Below are 19,658 nucleotides of genomic sequence, written 5' to 3' on the forward strand. Positions count from 1 at the left end.
GCCCGGCCGCTCCCTCGGAGCGCCCGGGCCGTCGTCGATTCCGGAGCCGTGCGGTCGCCGCGCGACCGTGCACGTGCTCGTCGCACACGCCGTGACGATGATGCGTGCGCACACCGGCATCGACGTGCGAAGATCGCTTCATGCGGGACCGGGTGTCGACTGGATCCGACGCGGCGGAGCGCCGCGAGCGGCGCGGGCCGAAGCGGCCGACGACGACGCTCGCCGAGCGGTGGACGAACGTCGACGGCGTCGACGTGTTCTTCCGCGAGTCGCCCGAACCTCCGTCCGGCGCGCCGGTCATGATGCACGTCCACGGATTCGGCCTGTCCGGCCGGTACCTCCTGCCCACCGCCGAACGACTGGCCGGCGACTTCCACACGCTCGTGCCCGACCTGCCCGGGTTCGGGCGCAGCGGCAAGGCGGCCACCGCACTCGACGTGCCCGACCTGGCGCACGCCGCGGCCAGGTTCCTCGACGATCGGGGCATCGAGCGCGTGACGCTGGTCGGCAACTCGATGGGATGCCCGGTCATCTGCGAGTTCGCCCACCACTACCCCGATCGCATCGAGCGGGCGGTGCTCGTGTCGCCGGCCGGCGGCATCTTCAACCAGCCGCTCCGGCGCGCGATGGGGCAGATCAGCCGTGACGGCACCCGGGAACCGCCGCGGCTGATGCGCGTGGTGACCCCCGACTACCTCCGCTTCGGCGTGCCGAGCACCGTGCGCATGTTCAAGGCGCTCACCCGGTACCCGTCACTCGAGCGCATGCTCGCGCTCCGCATCCCGACGCTCGCAGTGCTCGGCGACCGCGACCCCCTGATGCCTGGTCCAGAGCGCGTGCGCTACGTGGCGGAACAGACCGACAACCACATCCTGATCGTGCAGATCGAGGGCGCGGCGCATGCGATCAACTTCAGCCACTCCGGTGAGCTCGCCCACCTGATCAGGCTGTTCATGGCCGATCGGCCGATCGTGGACGACCCGAACTCGCCGGGGCACGCGCGGCTGTACGAGATCCACCGCGGCTCGCAGCATCCGCCGATCAGCGAGTCGTGATCGAGCGTCGTCTGCACGAGCCGATCGTCGCGTCGCGCGAGGGTCATCGGGTGGTGCCGGTGGTGGGGGTCGAACCCACACGCCCTTTCGGGCAAAGCATTTTGAGTGCTCCGCGTCTGCCATTCCGCCACACCGGCCAGAGGCCTCGCTCAGAATACCGTAGGCTTTCCTCCGTGACAGACACGGAACACACCCAGTCGGCCCCGCGCCGCGTCGTCGTGGCAGAGGACGAGTCGCTGATCCGACTCGACATCGTCGAGATCCTCCGTGACAACGGCTTCGAGGTCGTCGGAGAGGCCGGTGACGGCGAGACCGCGGTCCAGCTCGCCACCGAGCTCCGCCCCGACCTCGTCATCATGGACGTGAAGATGCCCCAGCTCGACGGCATCTCGGCCGCCGAGCGCCTCTCGAAGGGCCACATCGCCCCGGTGGTGCTGCTCACGGCGTTCAGCCAGAAGGAGCTCGTCGAGCGGGCCAGCGAGGCGGGCGCGCTCGCCTACGTCGTGAAGCCCTTCACGCCGAACGACCTGCTGCCGGCGATCGAGATCGCGCTCGCGCGCTACGCCCAGATCATCGCGCTCGAGGCCGAGGTCGGCGACCTCGTCGAGCGCTTCGAGACGCGCAAGCTCGTCGACCGGGCCAAGGGCCTCCTCAACGAGAAGATGGGCCTCACCGAGCCAGAGGCGTTCCGGTGGATCCAGAAGGCGTCGATGGATCGCCGCCTCACCATGAAGGACGTCTCGCAGGCCATCATCGAGCAGCTGGCCGCGAAGAAGTAGACCGCCCGTACGAACGACGGATGCCGCGACGAGACGCCTCGTCGCGGCATCCGTCGTTTCCGGCATCGTGAGCGCTGCTCTGCCCTCTCGCGACGGTCGGCCGGTGAAGCACTGTCGGCGGCCGCTTGTAGGCTTGGCAGGTGCCAGACGCAGACAAGCCCACCCTTCTCGTGATCGACGGCCACTCGTTGGCATTCCGGGCGTTCTACGCACTTCCGGTCGACAGCTTCACCACGCGCGACGGGCAGCACACGAACGCCATCCACGGGTTCCTCTCGATGCTGCTCCTGCTGCTCGCGAACGAGAACCCGACGCACCTCGCGGTCGCGTTCGACATGTCGCGCGCCTCCTTCCGCACGCGCGAGTACCCCGAGTACAAGGGCACCAGAGGCGAGACGCCGGCGGAGTTCAAGGGCCAGGTGCCGCTGCTCCAGGAGGCGCTGCAGGCCATGGGCATCACGACCCTCGAGAAGGAGGACTTCGAGGCCGACGACATCCTCGCGACGCTCGCGGCGCGCGGTCGCGCCGACGGCTATCGGGTGCTCCTCGTCTCGGGCGACCGCGACACGATCCAGCTCGTGAACGACGACGTCACCCTGCTCTACCCGAACACCCAGGGCGTCTCGCAGCTCAAGCGCTACGACCCCGCGGCGGTCACCGAGCGCTACGGCATCCGGCCCGAGCAGTACCCCGATGTCGCGGCCCTCGTCGGCGAATCCAGCGACAACCTGATCGGCATCTCGAAGGTCGGCGAGAAGACCGCCGTGAAGTGGCTCGGCCTGTACGGCGATCTCGACGGCATCCTCGAGCACGCCGACGAGATCAAGGGCGTCGTCGGCCAGAACCTGCGCGACCAGCGTGAGAACGCGGTGCGCAACCGCCGTCTGAACCGGCTGGTGACCGATGTCGAGCTCGACGTCGAGCTCGATTCCCTCGAGGCGAAGCCGATCGTGCTCGACGAGGTGCGACCGCTGTTCGAGCGACTCGAGTTCCGCACGCTGCTCGAGCGGCTGGCGAAGCTCGTCGGCGCTCCGGCGGCGGGGGGAGCGGGTGCGGCACCTGCCGAGGCCGAGGCGCCCGCGGCGGCCGCACCGCAGGCCCCCGCCTCGCAGGCGCTCACGGGTGATGCGCTGGCCGACTGGCTCGAGCGTGCGGTTGCCGCTGAGCCGGCCGGTCTCGGCCTCAGCCTCGACGTGCTCGACGGCGTCGTCATCGGCGCCGGCGTCGCCACCGCGAGCGAGAGCGTGCGTCTGTCATGGCGCGCCGGCGACGAGACCGTCGCGCCGTTCGACCGATGGCTGGCGAGCGACGCGCCCAAGATCATGACCGACGCGAAGAGCCAGCTGAAGGCCATCGCGAGGTCCGGCCTCGACGTCGACGGGCTCGTGCTCGACACGCTCGTGGCCGGCTGGCTGCTCCGCCCGAACCTCACCGAGCGCTCGCTCGCCGACCTGGTCGATGTGCATCTCGGCGAGACCCTTCCGCAGGCAGATCCCTCGCTCCTGGTTCCCGAGGAAGGTTCCGATGCCGGAGCACCCGAGTTCGCCTGGTACACGCTCCGACTGGCGCCCATCATCCTCCGGGCGCTGCCCGAGCAGACGCGTGGCCTGCTCGCCGATGTCGAGATGCCGCTCGTCTCGGTGCTCGCGGCCATGGAGCTGCGCGGCGTCACCGTCGACCACGGCGAGCTGTCCGCGCTCTCGTCGGAGTTGGGCGACCGTGCAGCGGCACTCGCCGCCGCCGCGTACGCCGAGATCGGGCGCGAGGTGAACCTCGGCTCGCCGAAGCAGTTGCAGGAGGTGCTCTTCGACCAGCTCGGCATGCCGAAGACACGTGCGACGAAGACCGGCTACACGACCGACGCGAGCGCGTTGGCCGACCTGCAGGAGTCGAACCCGCACCCGTTCCTCGGCTACCTGCTCGAGCACCGCGATGCGACCAAGCTCCGGCAGATCGTGGAGTCGCTCGACAAGTCGATCGCCGCCGACCGGCGCATCCACACCTCCTACGGCCAGATCGGCGCCGCGACCGGGCGCATGTCCTCGAACGACCCGAACCTGCAGAACATCCCGACGCGCACCGAAGACGGCCGACGCATCCGCAAGGCGTTCCGGCACGGCGACGAGTACGTCGAGCTGATGACGGCCGACTACTCGCAGATCGAGATGCGCATCATGGCGCACCTCTCCGGCGACCCCGGGCTCATCGAGGCGTTCAACGCCGGCGAAGACCTGCACCGCTTCGTGGGTGCCCGCGTGTTCTCGGTCGACCCGGCCGACGTCACGCCGCTCATGCGCACGAAGGTCAAGGCCATGTCGTACGGTCTGGCCTACGGGCTCAGCGCGTTCGGCCTCTCCAAGCAGTTGCGCATCGATCGCGCCGAGGCGACCCAGCTCATGAAGGAGTACTTCGAGCGGTTCGGCGCGGTGCGCGACTACCTGCGCGGCGTCGTCGAGCAGGCGCGCATCGACGGGTACACCGAGACGATCTTCGGTCGTCGCCGTCCGTTCCCCGACCTGACGAGCCCGAACCGCGTGCACCGCGAGAATGCGGAGCGCGCGGCGCTCAACTCGCCGATCCAGGGTTCGGCGGCCGACATCATGAAGATCGCCATGACCACGGTCGAGGCCGAGCTCGCCGCGCGCGGCATGTCGAGCCGCATGCTGCTCACGGTGCACGACGAGCTCATCTTCGAGGTCGCCGACGGCGAGTCCGAGACGCTCGAGACGGTCGTGCGCGACCGCATGGCCACGGCCGCCGACCTGCTCGTGCCGCTCGACGTCTCGGTCGGACGCGGGCGCGACTGGGAGCACGCGGCGCACTGATCCGCGCCCGCACCGTCGGTGCGCGGTGAGGAAAGGGCACGGTGCGGTGACCGGCGAAGCAGCCCGTGCGACCGAGTGCACGCCCGGTGCGGTGTCCTAGGCTCGGACCCATGGCATCGAGCGACCAGCGCACCCCGACCGAGATCGACCGAATCGCGGAGGAGTGGGTCGACACCATCGTCGACCTGAGCCCGACGCTCGGAACCTACATCGGGCGCAGGGACGCCGACTCGCGGTTCGGCGATTATTCGCCCGAGGGCATCGACGGGGTGCTCGACGCCAAGCGACGCACCATCGCCCAGCTCGACGCGGCGACGCCCGTCGACGAGGTCGACATGGTCACGCTGGCCGACCTCCGATCGGAGCTCGCGCTCGATGTGGAGGCGCACGAGGCGGGCCTGCCGTTCCGCGACCTCAACGTGATCGCCAGCCCGGCGCAGGAGCTGCGCGAGGTGTTCGACCTGATGGCGACGGACGACGCCGACGACTGGTCGACGATCTCCACGCGACTCGGCGCCCTCCCCGCGGCCGTCGACGGCTACATCCGCACGCTGCGGCTCGGCATCGAACGGGGCACAGTGCCCGCGAAGCGCCAGGTGCGCGAGGTGGCCGCGCAGGCGCGCAAGCTCGAACGTGGCGACGGGTTCTTCTCCGAGTTCGTGGGAGGCGCACCCGACAGCCTGCCCCCGGCACTCCGCGCCGATCTCGACACGCGGGCGGACGGCGCCGGCGAGGCGTACGGGCGACTCGCGGCATTCCTGGAGCGCGACCTGCTCCCCGCTGCGGGCGACGCCGACGCGGTCGGTCGGGAGCTCTACGCGCTGCAGTCGCGGCACTTCCTCGGCGCGGTCATCGATCTCGACGAGACCTACGAGTGGGGCATCGAGGAACTCGCGCGCATGGTCGCCGAGCAGGAGGCCGTCGCCCGGGAGATCTCGCCGGGGGCATCCGTCGCCGAGGCGATCGCGTTCCTCGACGGCGACGAGAGCCGGAAGCTCCACGGCACCGACGCCCTGCAGCGCTGGATGCAGGAGGTCAGCGACCGGGCGGTGTCCGAGCTCGGCGCCACCCAGTTCGACATCCCAGAGCAGATCCGGACGCTCGAGTGCATGATCGCGCCGACGCAGTCCGGCGGCATCTACTACACGGGCCCGAGCGACGACTTCAGCCGTCCCGGGCGCATGTGGTGGTCGGTGCCAGAGGGCGTGACCGAGTTCGACACGTGGCGCGAGCTCACGACCGTGTACCACGAGGGCGTTCCGGGGCACCACCTGCAGATCGGCCAGGCGGTCGTGAATCGCGCGAAGCTGAACACCTGGCGTCGCCAACTCGCCGGTTCGTCGGGTCATGCCGAAGGGTGGGCGCTCTACGCCGAGCGACTCATGCAGGACCTCGGCTACCTCGACGACCCGGCCGACCGGCTCGGCATGCTCGACGGGCAGCGCATGCGTGCGGCCCGCGTGGTGCTCGACATCGGCGTGCACCTCGGCAAGCAGCGCCCCGACGGCGAGGGCGTCTGGACCGGCGACTACGCGTTCGAGTTCCTCGGGGCGAACGTGAACATGAACCAGGGCTTCGTGGACTTCGAGGTCAACCGCTACCTGGGGTGGCCGGGTCAGGCTCCGTCGTACAAGGTCGGCCAGCGCATCTGGGAGCAGCTGCGCGACGATGCGAAGCGACGCGAGGGCGCGGAGTTCGACATCAAGGAGTTCCACCGACGTGCGCTCGACCTCGGGGGAGTCGGGCTCGACACGCTGCGCAGGAGCCTGCTCGGCTGAACGTGCAGCGGTGCGACGCGCCCGGCTTGCCGTGCCCGCTCCGAGTCCGCTAGGATAGATTGTCACTTCTGTGACGATCCTGTCCGCATGCCCATCGCGGAACCAACACAACGCTCTCTCGCGCGATGGGCTCGATTCTGTCCTTTACGGAGCATTCACTACATGACAACCGCAACGACCAAGGCACCCAAGCAGGTCGCTATCAACGACATCGGATCTGCTGACGATTTCCTCGCCGCGGTCGAGAAGACTTTGAAGTTCTTCAACGACGGCGACCTCATCGAGGGTACCGTCGTGAAGATCGACCGCGACGAGGTGCTCCTCGACGTCGGCTACAAGACCGAGGGTGTCATCCCCTCGCGTGAGCTTTCCATCAAGCACGATGTCGACCCCAGCGAGGTCGTCGGCGTCGGCGACACCGTCGAGGCGCTCGTCCTCCAGAAGGAGGACAAGGAAGGCCGCCTCATCCTGTCCAAGAAGCGTGCGCAGTACGAGCGCGCGTGGGGCGACGTGGAGAAGATCAAGGAAGCCGATGGCGTCGTGACCGGTACGGTCATCGAGGTCGTCAAGGGCGGCCTGATCGTCGACATCGGTCTCCGCGGCTTCCTCCCGGCGTCGCTCATCGAGCTCCGCCGCGTGCGCGACCTCACGCCGTACCTCGGCCAGGAGATCGAGGCGAAGATCCTCGAGCTCGACAAGAACCGCAACAACGTCGTGCTCTCGCGCCGCGCGCTTCTCGAGCAGACGCAGTCCGAGTCGCGTTCGACCTTCCTCGCCAACCTGCACCCGGGCCAGATCCGCAAGGGTGTCATCTCGTCGATCGTCAACTTCGGTGCGTTCGTCGACCTGGGTGGCGTCGACGGTCTCGTGCACGTCTCCGAGCTCTCGTGGAAGCACATCGAGCACGCCAGCGAGGTCGTCGAGGTCGGCCAGGAGGTCACCGTCGAGGTGCTCTCCGTCGAGCTCGACCGCGAGCGCGTCTCGCTGTCGCTCAAGGCGACGCAGGAGGACCCGTGGCAGGTGTTCGCCCGTACCCACGCGATCGGCCAGGTCGCACCGGGTAAGGTCACCAAGCTCGTTCCGTTCGGCGCGTTCGTTCGTGTCGCAGACGGCATCGAGGGCCTCGTGCACATCTCGGAGCTGTCCGGCAAGCACGTCGAGCTCGCAGAGCAGGTCGTGTCGGTCGGCGAAGAGGTCTTCGTCAAGGTCATCGACATCGACCTCGAGCGTCGTCGCATCTCCCTCTCGCTGAAGCAGGCGAACGAGGGCGTCGACCCCGAGGGCACCGAGTTCGACCCGGCGCTCTACGGCATGCTCACGGAGTACGACGAGCAGGGCAACTACAAGTACCCGGAGGGCTTCGACCCCGAGACCAACGAGTGGCGTGAAGGCTTCGAGGCCCAGCGCGAGAAGTGGGAGCAGGACTACGCTGCCGCTCAGGAGCGTTGGGAAGCGCACAAGAAGCAGGTCGCCTCGGCGAACGCTGCTGCTGCTTCCGACGACTCGTTCGGTGCGGGCACCGCTTCGTACTCGAGCGAGACGGCCGGCGCGGGTACCCTCGCCGACGACGCTTCGCTCGCTGCGCTGCGCGAGAAGCTGTCGAGCAACTAGTTCGGATTCGTTCCGTACACGGAAGGCCGGTCCCCTCGGGGGCCGGCCTTCCGGCGTTCCACGGCCCGGTGCCGCCTCGCTAGAGTGGAGGCGTGTATCTGATCGGCCTCACCGGCGGCATCGCCTCAGGAAAGTCCACGGTCGCCAGGCGACTCTACGAGCACGGTGCCGTGCATATCGACGCCGACCATCTGGCCAGGCGGGTCGTCGAGCCCGGTACGCCGGCACTGGCGGCGATCGTCGATCGGTTCGGCAGCGGAGTGCTCCACCCCGACGGCACGCTCGACCGTGCGAAGCTCGGCGAGCTCGTGTTCAACGACGACGAGTCGCGGGCCGATCTGAACGCGATCGTGCATCCCGCGGTGCGCGAGCTCTCGGGCAGGCTCTTCGCGAAAGCCGAGGAGGCCGACCCCGACGCGATCGTCGTCTACGACGTGCCGCTGCTCGTCGAGGCATCCGTCGATCACCCCTTCGACCTGATCGTGGTGACGAGCGCCCCCCGCCGCACCCAGCTGAGGCGCCTCGTCGAGGAACGCGGCCTCGACCCGATGCAGGCAGCGGCGAGAGTCGACGCCCAGGTCGCGAACACCGAGCGCCTCGCCGTCGCCGACGTCGTGATCGACACCGACGGGTCGCTCGCGCACACGATGAGCCAGGCCGACGCGCTCTGGTTCCGAATCCTCGACGAGCGCGCTGCTCGCGCGTAGACCACTGTCGTGCCGCGCACCTGAGATCGGCTGTTCCGGCCGTCGTGTCAGAGGTCGAACCTAGACTGGAAGCATGCAGGCCACCCGATCCGTCCGACCGTTCGAGGTCGTCAGCGAGTACGTGCCGAGCGGCGACCAGCCGGCGGCGATCGCCGAACTCGCGGGGCGCATCAACGCCGGCGAGACCGACGTCGTCCTGCTCGGCGCCACGGGCACCGGCAAGTCGGCGACGACGGCATGGCTCATCGAGCAGGTGCAGCGCCCGACCCTCGTGCTCGCGCACAACAAGACGCTCGCGGCCCAGCTGGCGAACGAGTTCCGCGAACTCATGCCGAACAACGCCATCGAGTACTTCGTCTCGTACTACGACTACTACCAGCCAGAGGCCTACGTGCCGCAGACCGACACCTTTATCGAGAAGGACTCCTCGGTCAATGCCGAGGTCGAGCGGCTACGGCACTCGACCACGAACTCGCTGCTGAGCCGGCGCGACGTGGTCGTCGTGTCGACCGTCTCGTGCATCTACGGTCTCGGCACGCCCGAAGAATACCTCAAGGCGATGATGCCGCTGCAGGTCGGTCAGCAGGTCGACCGCGACTGGCTCATCCGCAAGTTCGTCTCCATGCAGTACCAGCGCAACGACGTCGAGTTCTCGCGCGGCACGTTCCGCGTGCGCGGCGACACGATCGAGATCATTCCGGTGTACGAAGAGCTCGCGATCCGCATCGAGATGTTCGGCGACGAGATCGAGGCGCTGTACAGCCTGCATCCACTGACAGGCCAGGTCGTGGCCAAGCTCGATGCCGTGCCCGTGTTCCCCGGCTCGCACTACGTCGCGAGCACCGACGTCATGCAGCGCGCCATCGGCACGATCCGCATCGAACTCGAGCAGCGCCTCGCGGAGCTCGAGCGCGAGGGCAAGCTGCTCGAGGCGCAGCGCCTGCGCATGCGCACGACGTTCGACCTCGAGATGATGGAGCAGATCGGCTTCTGCTCGGGCATCGAGAACTACTCGCGTCACATCGACGGCCGCGCCCCGGGGGAGGCCCCGCACTGCCTCCTCGACTACTTCGCCGACGACTTCCTCGTCGTCATCGACGAGTCGCACGTGACGGTTCCGCAGATCGGCGCGATGTACGAGGGCGACTCCTCGCGCAAGCGAACCCTGGTCGAGCACGGGTTCCGGTTGCCGAGCGCCCTCGACAACCGGCCGCTGAAGTGGAACGAGTTCAAGAATCGAGTGGGCCAGGCCGTCTATCTCTCGGCGACCCCCGGCCGCTACGAGATGGGCATCGCCGACGGCGTGGTCGAGCAGATCATCCGACCGACGGGGCTCGTCGACCCGCAGATCGTCGTGAAGCCGTCCAAGGGGCAGATCGACGACCTCCTCGAAGAGATCCGGGTCCGCGCCGACCGCGACGAGCGCGTGCTCGTCACGACGCTGACGAAGCGCATGGCCGAGGAACTCACCGACTACCTCACCGAGGCCGGGGTCCGGGTTCGCTACCTGCACTCGGATGTCGACACGCTGCGCCGGGTCGAGCTGCTGACCGAGTTGCGGGCCGGCGTCTACGACGTCCTCGTCGGCATCAACCTGCTGCGGGAGGGCCTCGACCTGCCCGAGGTATCGCTCGTGGCGATCCTCGACGCCGACAAGGAGGGGTTCCTGCGCTCCTCGACGTCGTTGATCCAGACGATCGGCCGCGCGGCTCGAAACGTCTCGGGCGAGGTGCACATGTACGCCGACGTGCTCACCGATTCGATGAACGCCGCGATCGATGAGACCGAGCGGCGCCGTGAGCGCCAGATCGAGTACAACCGGGTCAACGGCATCGATCCGCAGCCGTTGCGCAAGCGCATCGCCGACATCACCCAACTGCTCGCTCGCGAAGAGGCCGACACGGCCGCCCTCCTCGCCGGTCGCGACTCGCGCAAGAAGGCTCCGGTTCCGAACCTCCGGCGTCAGGGCATCGCCGCCGAGGGCGCGAACGACCTCGAGGAACTCATCCGCGACCTGAACGACCAGATGCTCGTCGCCGCCGGCGAGCTGAAGTTCGAGCTCGCGGCCCGCCTCCGCGACGAGGTCTCCGAGCTGAAACGGGAGCTCCGTCAGATGGAGAAAGCCGGGCACCTCGCCTGAATCGAACATATGTTCGCTGAGAGCGCGTGCCCTCACGGCGTTCGTGTCGGTGGGTCTGCCTAGACTCGAAGAGTGCCTGTTTCACGTCTCGATGCCCATTCGCACCTGAGTGTCCGCGGTGCCCGCGTTCACAACCTCCGAGACGTCGACGTCGAGATCCCACGCGACGCGATGGTGGTCTTCACCGGCCTCTCGGGGTCTGGCAAGTCGTCGCTCGCGTTCGACACGATCTTCGCCGAAGGCCAGCGGCGCTACGTCGAGTCCCTCTCGGCGTACGCGAGGCAGTTCCTCGGGCAGGTCGATCGTCCCGACGTCGACTTCATCGAGGGCCTCAGCCCCGCCGTCTCGATCGACCAGAAGTCGACGAACCGCAACCCGCGTTCGACCGTCGGCACGATCACCGAGATCTACGACTACATGAGGCTGCTGTGGGCCCGCATCGGCGTGCCGCACTGCCCCGTCTGCGGTGAGCGGATCCAGCGTCAGACCGTCCAGCAGATCGCCGACCAGCTGATGCAGCTCGACGACGGCGTGCGCTTCCAGGTCCTGAGCCCGGTCGTCTCGCAGAAGAAGGGCGAGTTCGTCGATTTGTTCCGCGAACTGGCCGCCGGCGGCTACTCGCGCGCGGTAGTCGACGGCGAGCTCATCCGCCTCGACGAGCCGCCGACGCTGAAGAAGCAGGTCAAGCACGACATCTCAGTGGTCGTCGACCGGCTCGTGGCCGGGCCCGACGTGCTGGGTCGTCTGACCGACTCGCTCGAGACGGCGCTTCGCCTGACCGATGGCCTGGTGCAGATCAACTACGTCGACGAGACCGGCCCAGACGCCTGGGACATGTTCTCCGAGAAGCTCTCGTGCCCGAACCAGCACCCCATCCAGCTGACCGAGATCGAGCCTCGGACCTTCTCGTTCAACGCGCCGTTCGGCGCATGCCCCGAGTGCTCGGGGCTCGGCACGCGCATGGCCGTCGACGAGCAGCTGCTGCTCGGCGATCCATCCCTGAGCATCGCCGAGGGCGTCATCATCCCCTGGACCTCCCAGGGCAAGAGCCTCTACAACTACTACGAGAAACTGCTCGTCGGGCTCGCACGCGACCTCGGGTTCTCGCTCGACACCCCCTGGGAGGAGCTCGACGAGGCCGCCCGCGATGCCGTGCTCCGAGGCGACAACTTCGAGGTCAAGGTGAAGTGGCGCAACCGCTACGGCCGCGAGATGAGCTACACGTCGGGCTTCGAGGGCGTCGTGCCCTACATCGAGCGCCAGTACCTCCAGGCAGAGACCGACGCGCAGCGCGTGCGGTGGTCGGAGTACCTGCGAGAGGTGCCGTGTCCGGTCTGCAAGGGCAAGCGCCTCAAGCCCGAGGTGCTCTCGGTGCTCATCCACGACGCGAGCATCGCGGATGTCGGGCTCCTGAGCCTGACCGACGCGCGCTCGTTCATGGACCGCCTCGAGCTCACCGACCGCGAGCAGGCGATCGCCGCGCAGGTGCTGCGCGAGATCAAACTCCGGCTCGACTTCCTCATCCGCGTCGGGCTCAGCTACCTCGACCTCTCGCGGGCAGCGGCGACCCTCTCCGGCGGCGAGGCGCAGCGCATCCGACTCGCGACGCAGATCGGTTCCGGACTCACCGGCGTGCTCTACGTGCTCGACGAGCCGAGCATCGGCCTCCACCAGCGCGACAACCGACGTCTGATCGACACGCTCATCGCGCTGCGCGACCTCGGCAACACGCTCATCGTGGTCGAGCACGACGAGGACACCATCCGCACTGCCGACTGGATCGTCGACATCGGCCCGGGTGCCGGAGTCAACGGCGGCACCGTCGTGCACTCGGGCAGCTACGGCGACCTGTTGAAGAACACGCGCTCGCTGACCGGTGACTACCTCTCGGGCCGCAAGGAGATCGCGATCCCCGAGCGTCGACGCCAGATCGACCCCGAACGCATGATCTCGGTGCAGGGCGCCGAGGCGAACAACCTCCGCGGCGTCGACGTGGACTTCCCGCTCGGCGTGTTCACGGCGGTGACCGGAGTGAGCGGTTCGGGCAAGTCCTCGCTCGTCAACGACATCCTGTACCGAGTGCTCGCCAACCGTCTCAACGGCGCGCGCAAGCTGCCCGGCCGTCACCGTCGCGTGACCGGGCTCGACCAGCTCGACAAGGTCGTGCACGTCGACCAGGCGCCGATCGGTCGCACCCCGCGCTCCAACCCGGCGACCTACACGGGCGTGTTCGACCGCGTCCGCACATTGTTCTCCGAGACCAACGAGGCGAAGGCGCGTGGTTACCTGCCCGGGCGGTTCAGCTTCAACGTCAAGGGCGGTCGATGCGAGGCGTGCTCGGGCGACGGCACGATCAAGATCGAGATGAACTTCCTGCCCGACGTCTACGTGGCATGCGAGGTCTGCGGCGGCCAGCGCTACAACCGCGAGACCCTGCAGGTGCACTACAAGGGCAAGAACATCGCCGAGGTGCTCCAGATGCCGATCAGCGAGGCCGCGGAGTTCTTCGAGCCGATCTCGGCGATCCATCGCTACCTCAAGACCTTGGTCGACGTGGGCCTCGGCTACGTGCAGCTCGGGCAGAGCGCGACCACGCTCTCGGGCGGCGAGGCTCAGCGCGTCAAGCTCGCGACCGAGCTGCAGCGTCGGTCCAACGGCCGCAGCGTGTACGTGCTCGACGAGCCCACCACTGGCCTGCACTTCGAGGACGTGCGAAAACTCCTGAAGGTGCTCGGCAAGCTCGTCGACAAGGGCAACACGGTGATCGTCATCGAGCACAGCCTCGACGTGATCAAGTCCGCCGACTGGATCATCGACCTCGGCCCCGAGGGCGGTTCCGGCGGCGGTCAGATCGTCGCCACCGGCACGCCCGAGCAGGTCGCCGCGGTCTCCGAGAGCCACACCGGGTACTTCCTGCGTGAGATCTTCGACGTCGCGCGAGCGGGCGTCGAAGTCGCCAGCTGACCATGAGCGACGCGCTCGCCTACCGCCCGAAGGCGGGGGAGATCCCGACCGCGCCGGGCGTCTACCGATTCCGCGACGACGACCGCCGCGTGCTCTACGTCGGCAAGGCCAAGAACCTGCGCGCGCGGCTCTCGAACTACTTCGCCCCGTTGCGCACCCTGCACGAGCGCACGCGCCGCATGGTGACGACCGCGACCTCGGTCGAATGGACGGTCGTCGGCAACGACGTCGAGGCGCTGCAGCTCGAGTACACGTGGATCAAGGAGTTCGATCCGCCGTTCAACGTGAAGTACCGCGACGACAAGTCGTACCCGTACCTCGCGGTGACGCTCGCCGACGAGGCGCCGCGCGCGATCGTCACGCGCCGCAGCGGCATCCCCGGCGCACGGTACTTCGGGCCGTACCCGAAGGTGTGGGCCGTCAACGAGACCCTCGAGCTGCTCCTGAAACTGTTCCCGATCCGAACCTGCAAGGACTCCGACTACCGGCGCGCGATGGCCACCGGCCGGCCGTGCTTCGCCGGCCAGATCGGTCGATGCTTCGGTCCGTGTTCAGGGCAGGTCGGCATCGAGGAGCACCGCGCCAACGTGGAGCGCTTCGTCTCGTTCATGACGAACCAGGATCGCCGCATCGTCGACGAGCTCTCGCAGCAGATGCACGAGGCATCCGCCGCCTTCGAGTACGAGACCGCCGCGCGCAGGCGCGACCAACTGCAGGCGGCGACCGAGTTCTTCGAGAAGAGCGCGGTCGTGCTCCGCGACGACGTCGACGTCGACGTGTTCGGCATCGACCACGACGAACTCGCCGCAGCCGTGCAGATCTTCGTCGTCCGCGGCGGTCGGGTGCGCGGTGTCCACTCATGGACCGTCGACAAGGAGCTCGACGTGCCCATCGGCGACCTCGTCGACTCGGTCGTGCAGAACGCCTATGGCGGGCAGCTCTCCCCGCCGCGCGAGGTCGTGGTGCCCGAGCTGCCCGACGACGCCGCGGCGCTCGAGACCTGGCTCACCGATCGGGCAGGGCGCAAGGTGCGCCTGCGGGCCGCGCAGCGCGGCGACAAGGCGGCGTTGCTCGCAACGGCCACGCAGAATGCGAAGCAGTCGCTCATGCTCTACAAGACGAGGCGCAGCGCCGACTTCACGACGCGTTCACGCGCACTCGAGGACATCCAGGAGGCGCTCGGCATGGCGGATGCCCCGCTGCGCATCGAGTGCTTCGACGTGTCCCACCTGAGCGGCACGAACATCGTCGCCTCCATGGTCGTCTTCGAAGACGGCCTGCCCCGCAAAGACGAGTACCGGCGGTTCACGATCCCCGAGTCGACCGACGACACCGACTCGATCCACCAGGTGCTGAGCCGGCGGCTCGCGTACCTCGCGGCGCCGACCGAGCGCGCTGGCGCCGATGGCGCAGACGGCGCAGAGGGTGCTGACGGTGCACGCGACGCCGAGGTGGTCGACGGCACGCGCCGTTCGAAGTTCTCGTATCGGCCGAACCTGCTCGTGGTCGACGGCGGCGAGCCGCAGGTCGCGGCCGCGGCGAGGGCGCTCGCGGAGTCCGGTGTCGAGGGCATCTACCTCTGCGGCATCGCGAAGCGCCTCGAGGAGATCTGGACCCCCGACGCCGACTATCCCGTGATCCTGCCGCGCAACAGCGATGCGCTGTTCCTGTTCCAGCGCGTGCGCGACGAGGCGCACCGGTTCGCGATCACGCATCAACGGCAGCGCCGCAAGCGCGACATCTCCTCGGTGCTCGCCGAGATCCCCGGCCTCGGCCCCACCAGGATCAAGACGCTGCTACGGCACTTCGGTTCCGTGAAGCGCCTGCGCGCGGCATCCGTCGACGAGATCGGCAGTGTCGACGGCTTCGGCCCGACGCTCGCGGCCGTGGTGCACGAGGAGCTTCGCGCCGGTGCCGCAGCCCAACCCCGCTAGGCTTGGTTCTCGACGTGCGGGAAGGGGAACCGAGGCGATGGCAACCGAGGTCGAGCAGGAGATGCTCATCGTCACCGGGATGTCGGGGGCCGGTCGTTCGACCGTCGGCAACGCCCTCGAAGACCTCGGCTGGTACGTGGTCGACAATCTCCCGCCGCAGATGCTGCGGCCGCTGGTCGAGCTCGTGGAGCGCGCCGGCGCCTCGCTGCCGCGCATCGCCGCCGTGGTCGACATCCGCGGCCGCGACTTCTTCGCCGAGCTCCGCGAGATCATCCAGGCGCTCCGCACGGGCGTGAACGTGCGCGTCGTGTTCCTCGACGCGACCGACTCGGTGCTCGTGCGTCGTTTCGAGGCGGTGCGTCGCCCGCACCCCCTGCAGGGCAACGGCACGCTGCTCGACGGCATCGGGGCCGAGCGTTCTCGACTGGCCGAGCTCCGCGAGGCCGCCGACCTGGTGATCGACACGTCCGAGCTCAACATCCACCAGCTCGCGAACCTCATCACCGACAGCTTCGCCGAGGCGGGCCGGGCGGGCGTCCGCGTCACGCTGCTGAGCTTCGGCTTCAAGTACGGGCTGCCGACCGACGCCGACCTCGTCGCCGACGCCCGGTTCCTGCCGAACCCGTTCTGGATCGGCGAGCTGCGCAACCTCACGGGCGAGGATCCCGCGGTCTCCGACTACGTGCTGCGTCAGCCCGGTGCGCAGGAGTTCGTCGACGCCTACGTGAAGGCGCTCGAGCCGGTGCTGAGCGGCTACCGGCGCGAGAACAAGGGCCACGCGACGATCGCCGTCGGCTGCACCGGCGGCAAGCACCGTTCGGTGGCGATGGTCCGCGAGCTCGCCGCTCGGCTCGCCGCGTTCCCCGACCTCGCCGTCAGCGTCCGGCACCGCGACCTCGGGCGCGAGTGACCGTTCGACTTGTCCATGACGCGTGGGGCGCCGTTCCCGCGTATCCACCCAAAGGAAGGATCACGAGGTGGCATTGACCGCGGATGTGAAAGAAGAACTGGCCCGCGTCGAGGTCTCGAAGACGAGCGTCCGCGCGGCCGAGCTGGCCTCCGTGCTCCGGTTCGCCGGTGGCCTGCACATCATCTCCGGTCGCATCGCGATCGAGGCCGAACTGGATTCCCCGACGACCGCCAAGCGCGTGACGCGCGACCTGGGCGAGCTCTACGGCGTGCGGCCGGATGTCTCGGTCATCGCGCCCTCCGGCATCCGCCGCTCGAACCAGTTCCTGCTCCGCGTGCTCGACGGCGGTGAGACGCTCGCTCGCCAGACCGGCCTGCTCGACGCGCGTCGCCGGCCGGTGCGCGGCCTGCCGAACAAGCTCACGACGGGATCGCGCGACGAGGTCGCCGCGGTCTGGCGCGGAGCGTTCCTCGCACACGGCAGCCTGACCGACCCCGGTCGGTCAGCCGCGCTCGAGATCACCTGCCCAGGCAACGAGACGGCCATGGCCCTCGTCGGTGCGGCGGGCCGGCTCGGCATCTCGGCGAAGGCCCGCGAGGTGCGCGGCGTGCACCGCGTCGTCATCCGCGACGGCGAGGCCATCAGCGCCATGCTCTCGCTCATGGGCGCGAGCGGCACCGTGCGCAACTGGGAGGAACTGCGGCAGCGCCGCGAGGTGCGTGCGACGGCGAACCGCCTGGTGAACTTCGACGACGCGAACCTGCGTCGGTCGGCGCAGGCCGCGGTCGCCGCGTGCGCCCGCGTCGAGCGTGCGATGGAACTGCTCGGCGACGACATCCCGCAGCACCTGAAGTACGCCGGCGAACTGCGTCTCGCCCACCGCGAATCGAGCCTCGACGAACTCGGCCACCACGCCGACCCGCCCATGACGAAGGACGCCGTCGCCGGTCGCATCCGCCGCCTGCTCGCGATGGCCGACAACCGTGCCGCGGCGCTCGGGGTGCCAGGCACCGAGGCGAGCCTTCCGGCCGACCTCGACGACGTCTAGACCCGTCCGGTCCGGATCGACGGATGCCGCGGCATCCGTCGATCCGTCGACCCTGCAGCCGGGTGTCATCGAACGTCAACCCCGGCCCGCCCTTCCCGGCAGCGGGCATAGACTCGAATGCGCAGCCGCGGAACACCGGGCAGAGGCCCGGAACGCCCGGCATCTGACAAGGAGAAGCAATGGCTGACTACACCCTCCCCGATCTCGCCTACGACTACTCGGCGCTCGAGCCGGCGATCAGCGGCACCATCATGGAGCTGCACCACTCGAAGCACCACCAGGCGTACGTGACCGGTGCGAACACCGCCCTCGCGCAGCTCGCCGAGGCGCGCGAGACGGGCAACCTCGCCAACGTGAACAAGCTCGAGAAGGACCTCGCGTTCAACCTCGGCGGTCACATCAACCACTCGATCTTCTGGACCAACCTCTCGCCGAACGGCGGCGACAAGCCCACGGGCGAGCTCGCGGCGGCCATCGACGACCAGTTCGGTTCGTTCGACGCCTTCCAGGCGCACTTCACCGCCACCGCGCTCGGCGTGCAGGGCTCCGGATGGGCCGTGCTCGCCTGGGACTCGCTCGGCCAGCGCCTGATCATCGTGCAGTTCTTCGACCAGCAGGGCAACCTGCCGGCCGGCATCGTGCCGCTGCTCATGCTCGACGTGTGGGAGCACGCCTACTACCTCGACTACCGCAATGTGCGCGCCGACTACGTCAAGGCGTTCTGGACGATCGCCGACTGGGACAACGTACAGAAGCGCTTCGCGGCAGCAAACGAGAAGACCTCAGGGCTGCTGCTACTGTCGTAAACGTGACGGTGTCCTCGGGCATCGTCCGAGGACACCGCCGTCCGATCATTCCCAAAAATCGCGCGCTCGCGCACCGTCAATTCAGGAGAGATCCGTGTCTGTAAAGATCGGCATCAACGGCTTCGGCCGCATCGGCCGCAACTATTTCCGTGCTGCCCTCGCCCAGGGAGCAGATCTCGAGATCGTCGCGGTCAACGACCTCACCGACAACAAGACGCTCGCACACCTGCTGAAGTACGACTCGATCACGGGTCGCCTGGACGCGACGGTCGAGTACGACGACGACAACATCATCGTCAACGGCACCGCGATCAAGGCCTTCGCGGAGCGCGACCCCGCCAACCTCCCGTGGGGCGAGCTCGGCGTCGACATCGTCATCGAGTCGACCGGCTTCTTCACGAAGGCCGCCGCCGCCCGCAAGCACATCGAGGCCGGCGCCAAGAAGGTGCTCATCTCCGCTCCCGCGACCGACGAGGACGCCACGTTCGTCATCGGCGTCAACGAGCACGAGTACGACCCCGAGAAGCACCACATCATCTCGAACGCGTCGTGCACCACGAACTGCCTCGCGCCGCTCGCCAAGGTGTTCAACGACACCTTCGGCATCGAGCACGGCCTGATGACCACGGTGCACGCCTACACGGCCGACCAGAACCTGCAGGACGGACCGCACAGCGACCTCCGTCGTGCCCGCGCCGCAGCCATCAACATCGTCCCGACGTCGACCGGTGCGGCCAAGGCCATCGGTCTCGTGCTGCCCGAGCTCGTCGGCAAGCTCGACGGCTTCGCGCTGCGCGTGCCGGTGCCCACCGGCTCGATCACCGACCTCACCGTCACCACCAAGACCCCGGTCACGGTCGACGAGGTCAAGGCCGCCTACAAGGCTGCTGCCGAGGGCCCCCTCAAGGGCATCCTCAAGTACACCGAAGACGACATCGTGTCGAGCGACATCGTCACCGACCCGCACTCGTCGATCTTCGACGCCGGCCTCGTGCGCGTCATCGGCAACCAGGTGAAGCTCTCGAGCTGGTACGACAACGAGTGGGGCTACTCCAACCGTCTCGTCGACCTGACCGAGTACGTCGCCGAACGTCTCTGAAT

Annotated in this window: 13 protein-coding genes and 1 tRNA gene; 13 read left to right on the forward strand and 1 reads right to left on the reverse strand. The window is 68.3% G+C overall.

What is annotated here, in order from left to right:
- Window positions 1–140: 140 nt before the first annotated feature.
- Window positions 141–1,055, forward strand: coding sequence for an alpha/beta fold hydrolase (locus tag ABIC29_RS08010; protein WP_116082574.1), 915 nt, complete (start codon window positions 141–143; stop codon window positions 1,053–1,055).
- Window positions 1,056–1,106: 51 nt separating this feature from the next.
- On the opposite strand, the gene ABIC29_RS08015 is transcribed toward ABIC29_RS08010, so the two are convergent.
- A tRNA-Leu gene (locus tag ABIC29_RS08015) sits at window positions 1,107–1,192 on the reverse strand.
- Window positions 1,193–1,228: 36 nt separating this feature from the next.
- Here ABIC29_RS08015 and ABIC29_RS08020 point away from each other — a divergent pair.
- The 12 genes from ABIC29_RS08020 (at window position 1,229) to gap (ending at window position 19,656) form a co-directional block, all read left to right on the forward strand.
- A complete protein-coding gene (locus ABIC29_RS08020) occupies window positions 1,229–1,834 on the forward strand; it encodes an ANTAR domain-containing response regulator (protein WP_116081633.1) in 606 nt (201 codons plus the stop codon).
- 140 nt (window positions 1,835–1,974) lie between these two features.
- Window positions 1,975–4,659 (forward strand): DNA polymerase I, encoded by a 2,685-nt coding sequence (gene polA / locus ABIC29_RS08025; RefSeq protein ID WP_354244157.1) that lies wholly within the window; start codon window positions 1,975–1,977, stop codon window positions 4,657–4,659.
- 110 nt (window positions 4,660–4,769) lie between these two features.
- Window positions 4,770–6,437: a DUF885 domain-containing protein gene (locus ABIC29_RS08030; RefSeq protein ID WP_354244160.1), complete on the forward strand. Its 1,668-nt coding sequence runs from the start codon at window positions 4,770–4,772 to the stop codon at window positions 6,435–6,437.
- 162 nt (window positions 6,438–6,599) lie between these two features.
- On the forward strand, window positions 6,600–8,048 hold the full coding sequence (gene rpsA, locus ABIC29_RS08035) for a 30S ribosomal protein S1 (RefSeq protein ID WP_116081636.1): 1,449 nt from the start codon (window positions 6,600–6,602) through the stop codon (window positions 8,046–8,048).
- A 92-nt stretch (window positions 8,049–8,140) separates the two neighbouring features.
- Window positions 8,141–8,755 (forward strand): dephospho-CoA kinase, encoded by a 615-nt coding sequence (gene coaE, locus ABIC29_RS08040; RefSeq protein ID WP_116081637.1) that lies wholly within the window; start codon window positions 8,141–8,143, stop codon window positions 8,753–8,755.
- 73 nt (window positions 8,756–8,828) lie between these two features.
- On the forward strand, window positions 8,829–10,895 hold the full coding sequence (gene uvrB / locus ABIC29_RS08045) for an excinuclease ABC subunit UvrB (protein WP_116081638.1): 2,067 nt from the start codon (window positions 8,829–8,831) through the stop codon (window positions 10,893–10,895).
- A gap of 72 nt (window positions 10,896–10,967) precedes the next feature.
- Window positions 10,968–13,859, forward strand: coding sequence for an excinuclease ABC subunit UvrA (gene uvrA, locus ABIC29_RS08050; protein ID WP_354244165.1), 2,892 nt, complete (start codon window positions 10,968–10,970; stop codon window positions 13,857–13,859).
- A 2-nt stretch (window positions 13,860–13,861) separates the two neighbouring features.
- A complete protein-coding gene (gene uvrC, locus ABIC29_RS08055) occupies window positions 13,862–15,793 on the forward strand; it encodes an excinuclease ABC subunit UvrC (protein ID WP_354244168.1) in 1,932 nt (643 codons plus the stop codon).
- Between the two features lie 37 nt (window positions 15,794–15,830).
- Window positions 15,831–16,703 (forward strand): RNase adapter RapZ, encoded by an 873-nt coding sequence (gene rapZ / locus ABIC29_RS08060; protein ID WP_116081641.1) that lies wholly within the window; start codon window positions 15,831–15,833, stop codon window positions 16,701–16,703.
- Window positions 16,704–16,770: 67 nt separating this feature from the next.
- On the forward strand, window positions 16,771–17,751 hold the full coding sequence (gene whiA, locus ABIC29_RS08065; RefSeq protein WP_354244171.1) for a DNA-binding protein WhiA: 981 nt from the start codon (window positions 16,771–16,773) through the stop codon (window positions 17,749–17,751).
- Window positions 17,752–17,930: 179 nt separating this feature from the next.
- Window positions 17,931–18,557: a superoxide dismutase gene (locus ABIC29_RS08070; RefSeq protein ID WP_116081643.1), complete on the forward strand. Its 627-nt coding sequence runs from the start codon at window positions 17,931–17,933 to the stop codon at window positions 18,555–18,557.
- A gap of 94 nt (window positions 18,558–18,651) precedes the next feature.
- Window positions 18,652–19,656, forward strand: coding sequence for a type I glyceraldehyde-3-phosphate dehydrogenase (gene gap / locus ABIC29_RS08075; protein ID WP_116081644.1), 1,005 nt, complete (start codon window positions 18,652–18,654; stop codon window positions 19,654–19,656).
- The last annotated feature ends 2 nt before the right edge of the window (window positions 19,657–19,658 follow it).

Source organism: Agromyces sp. PvR057, assembly GCF_040547485.1.
Lineage (GTDB): Bacteria > Actinomycetota > Actinomycetes > Actinomycetales > Microbacteriaceae > Agromyces.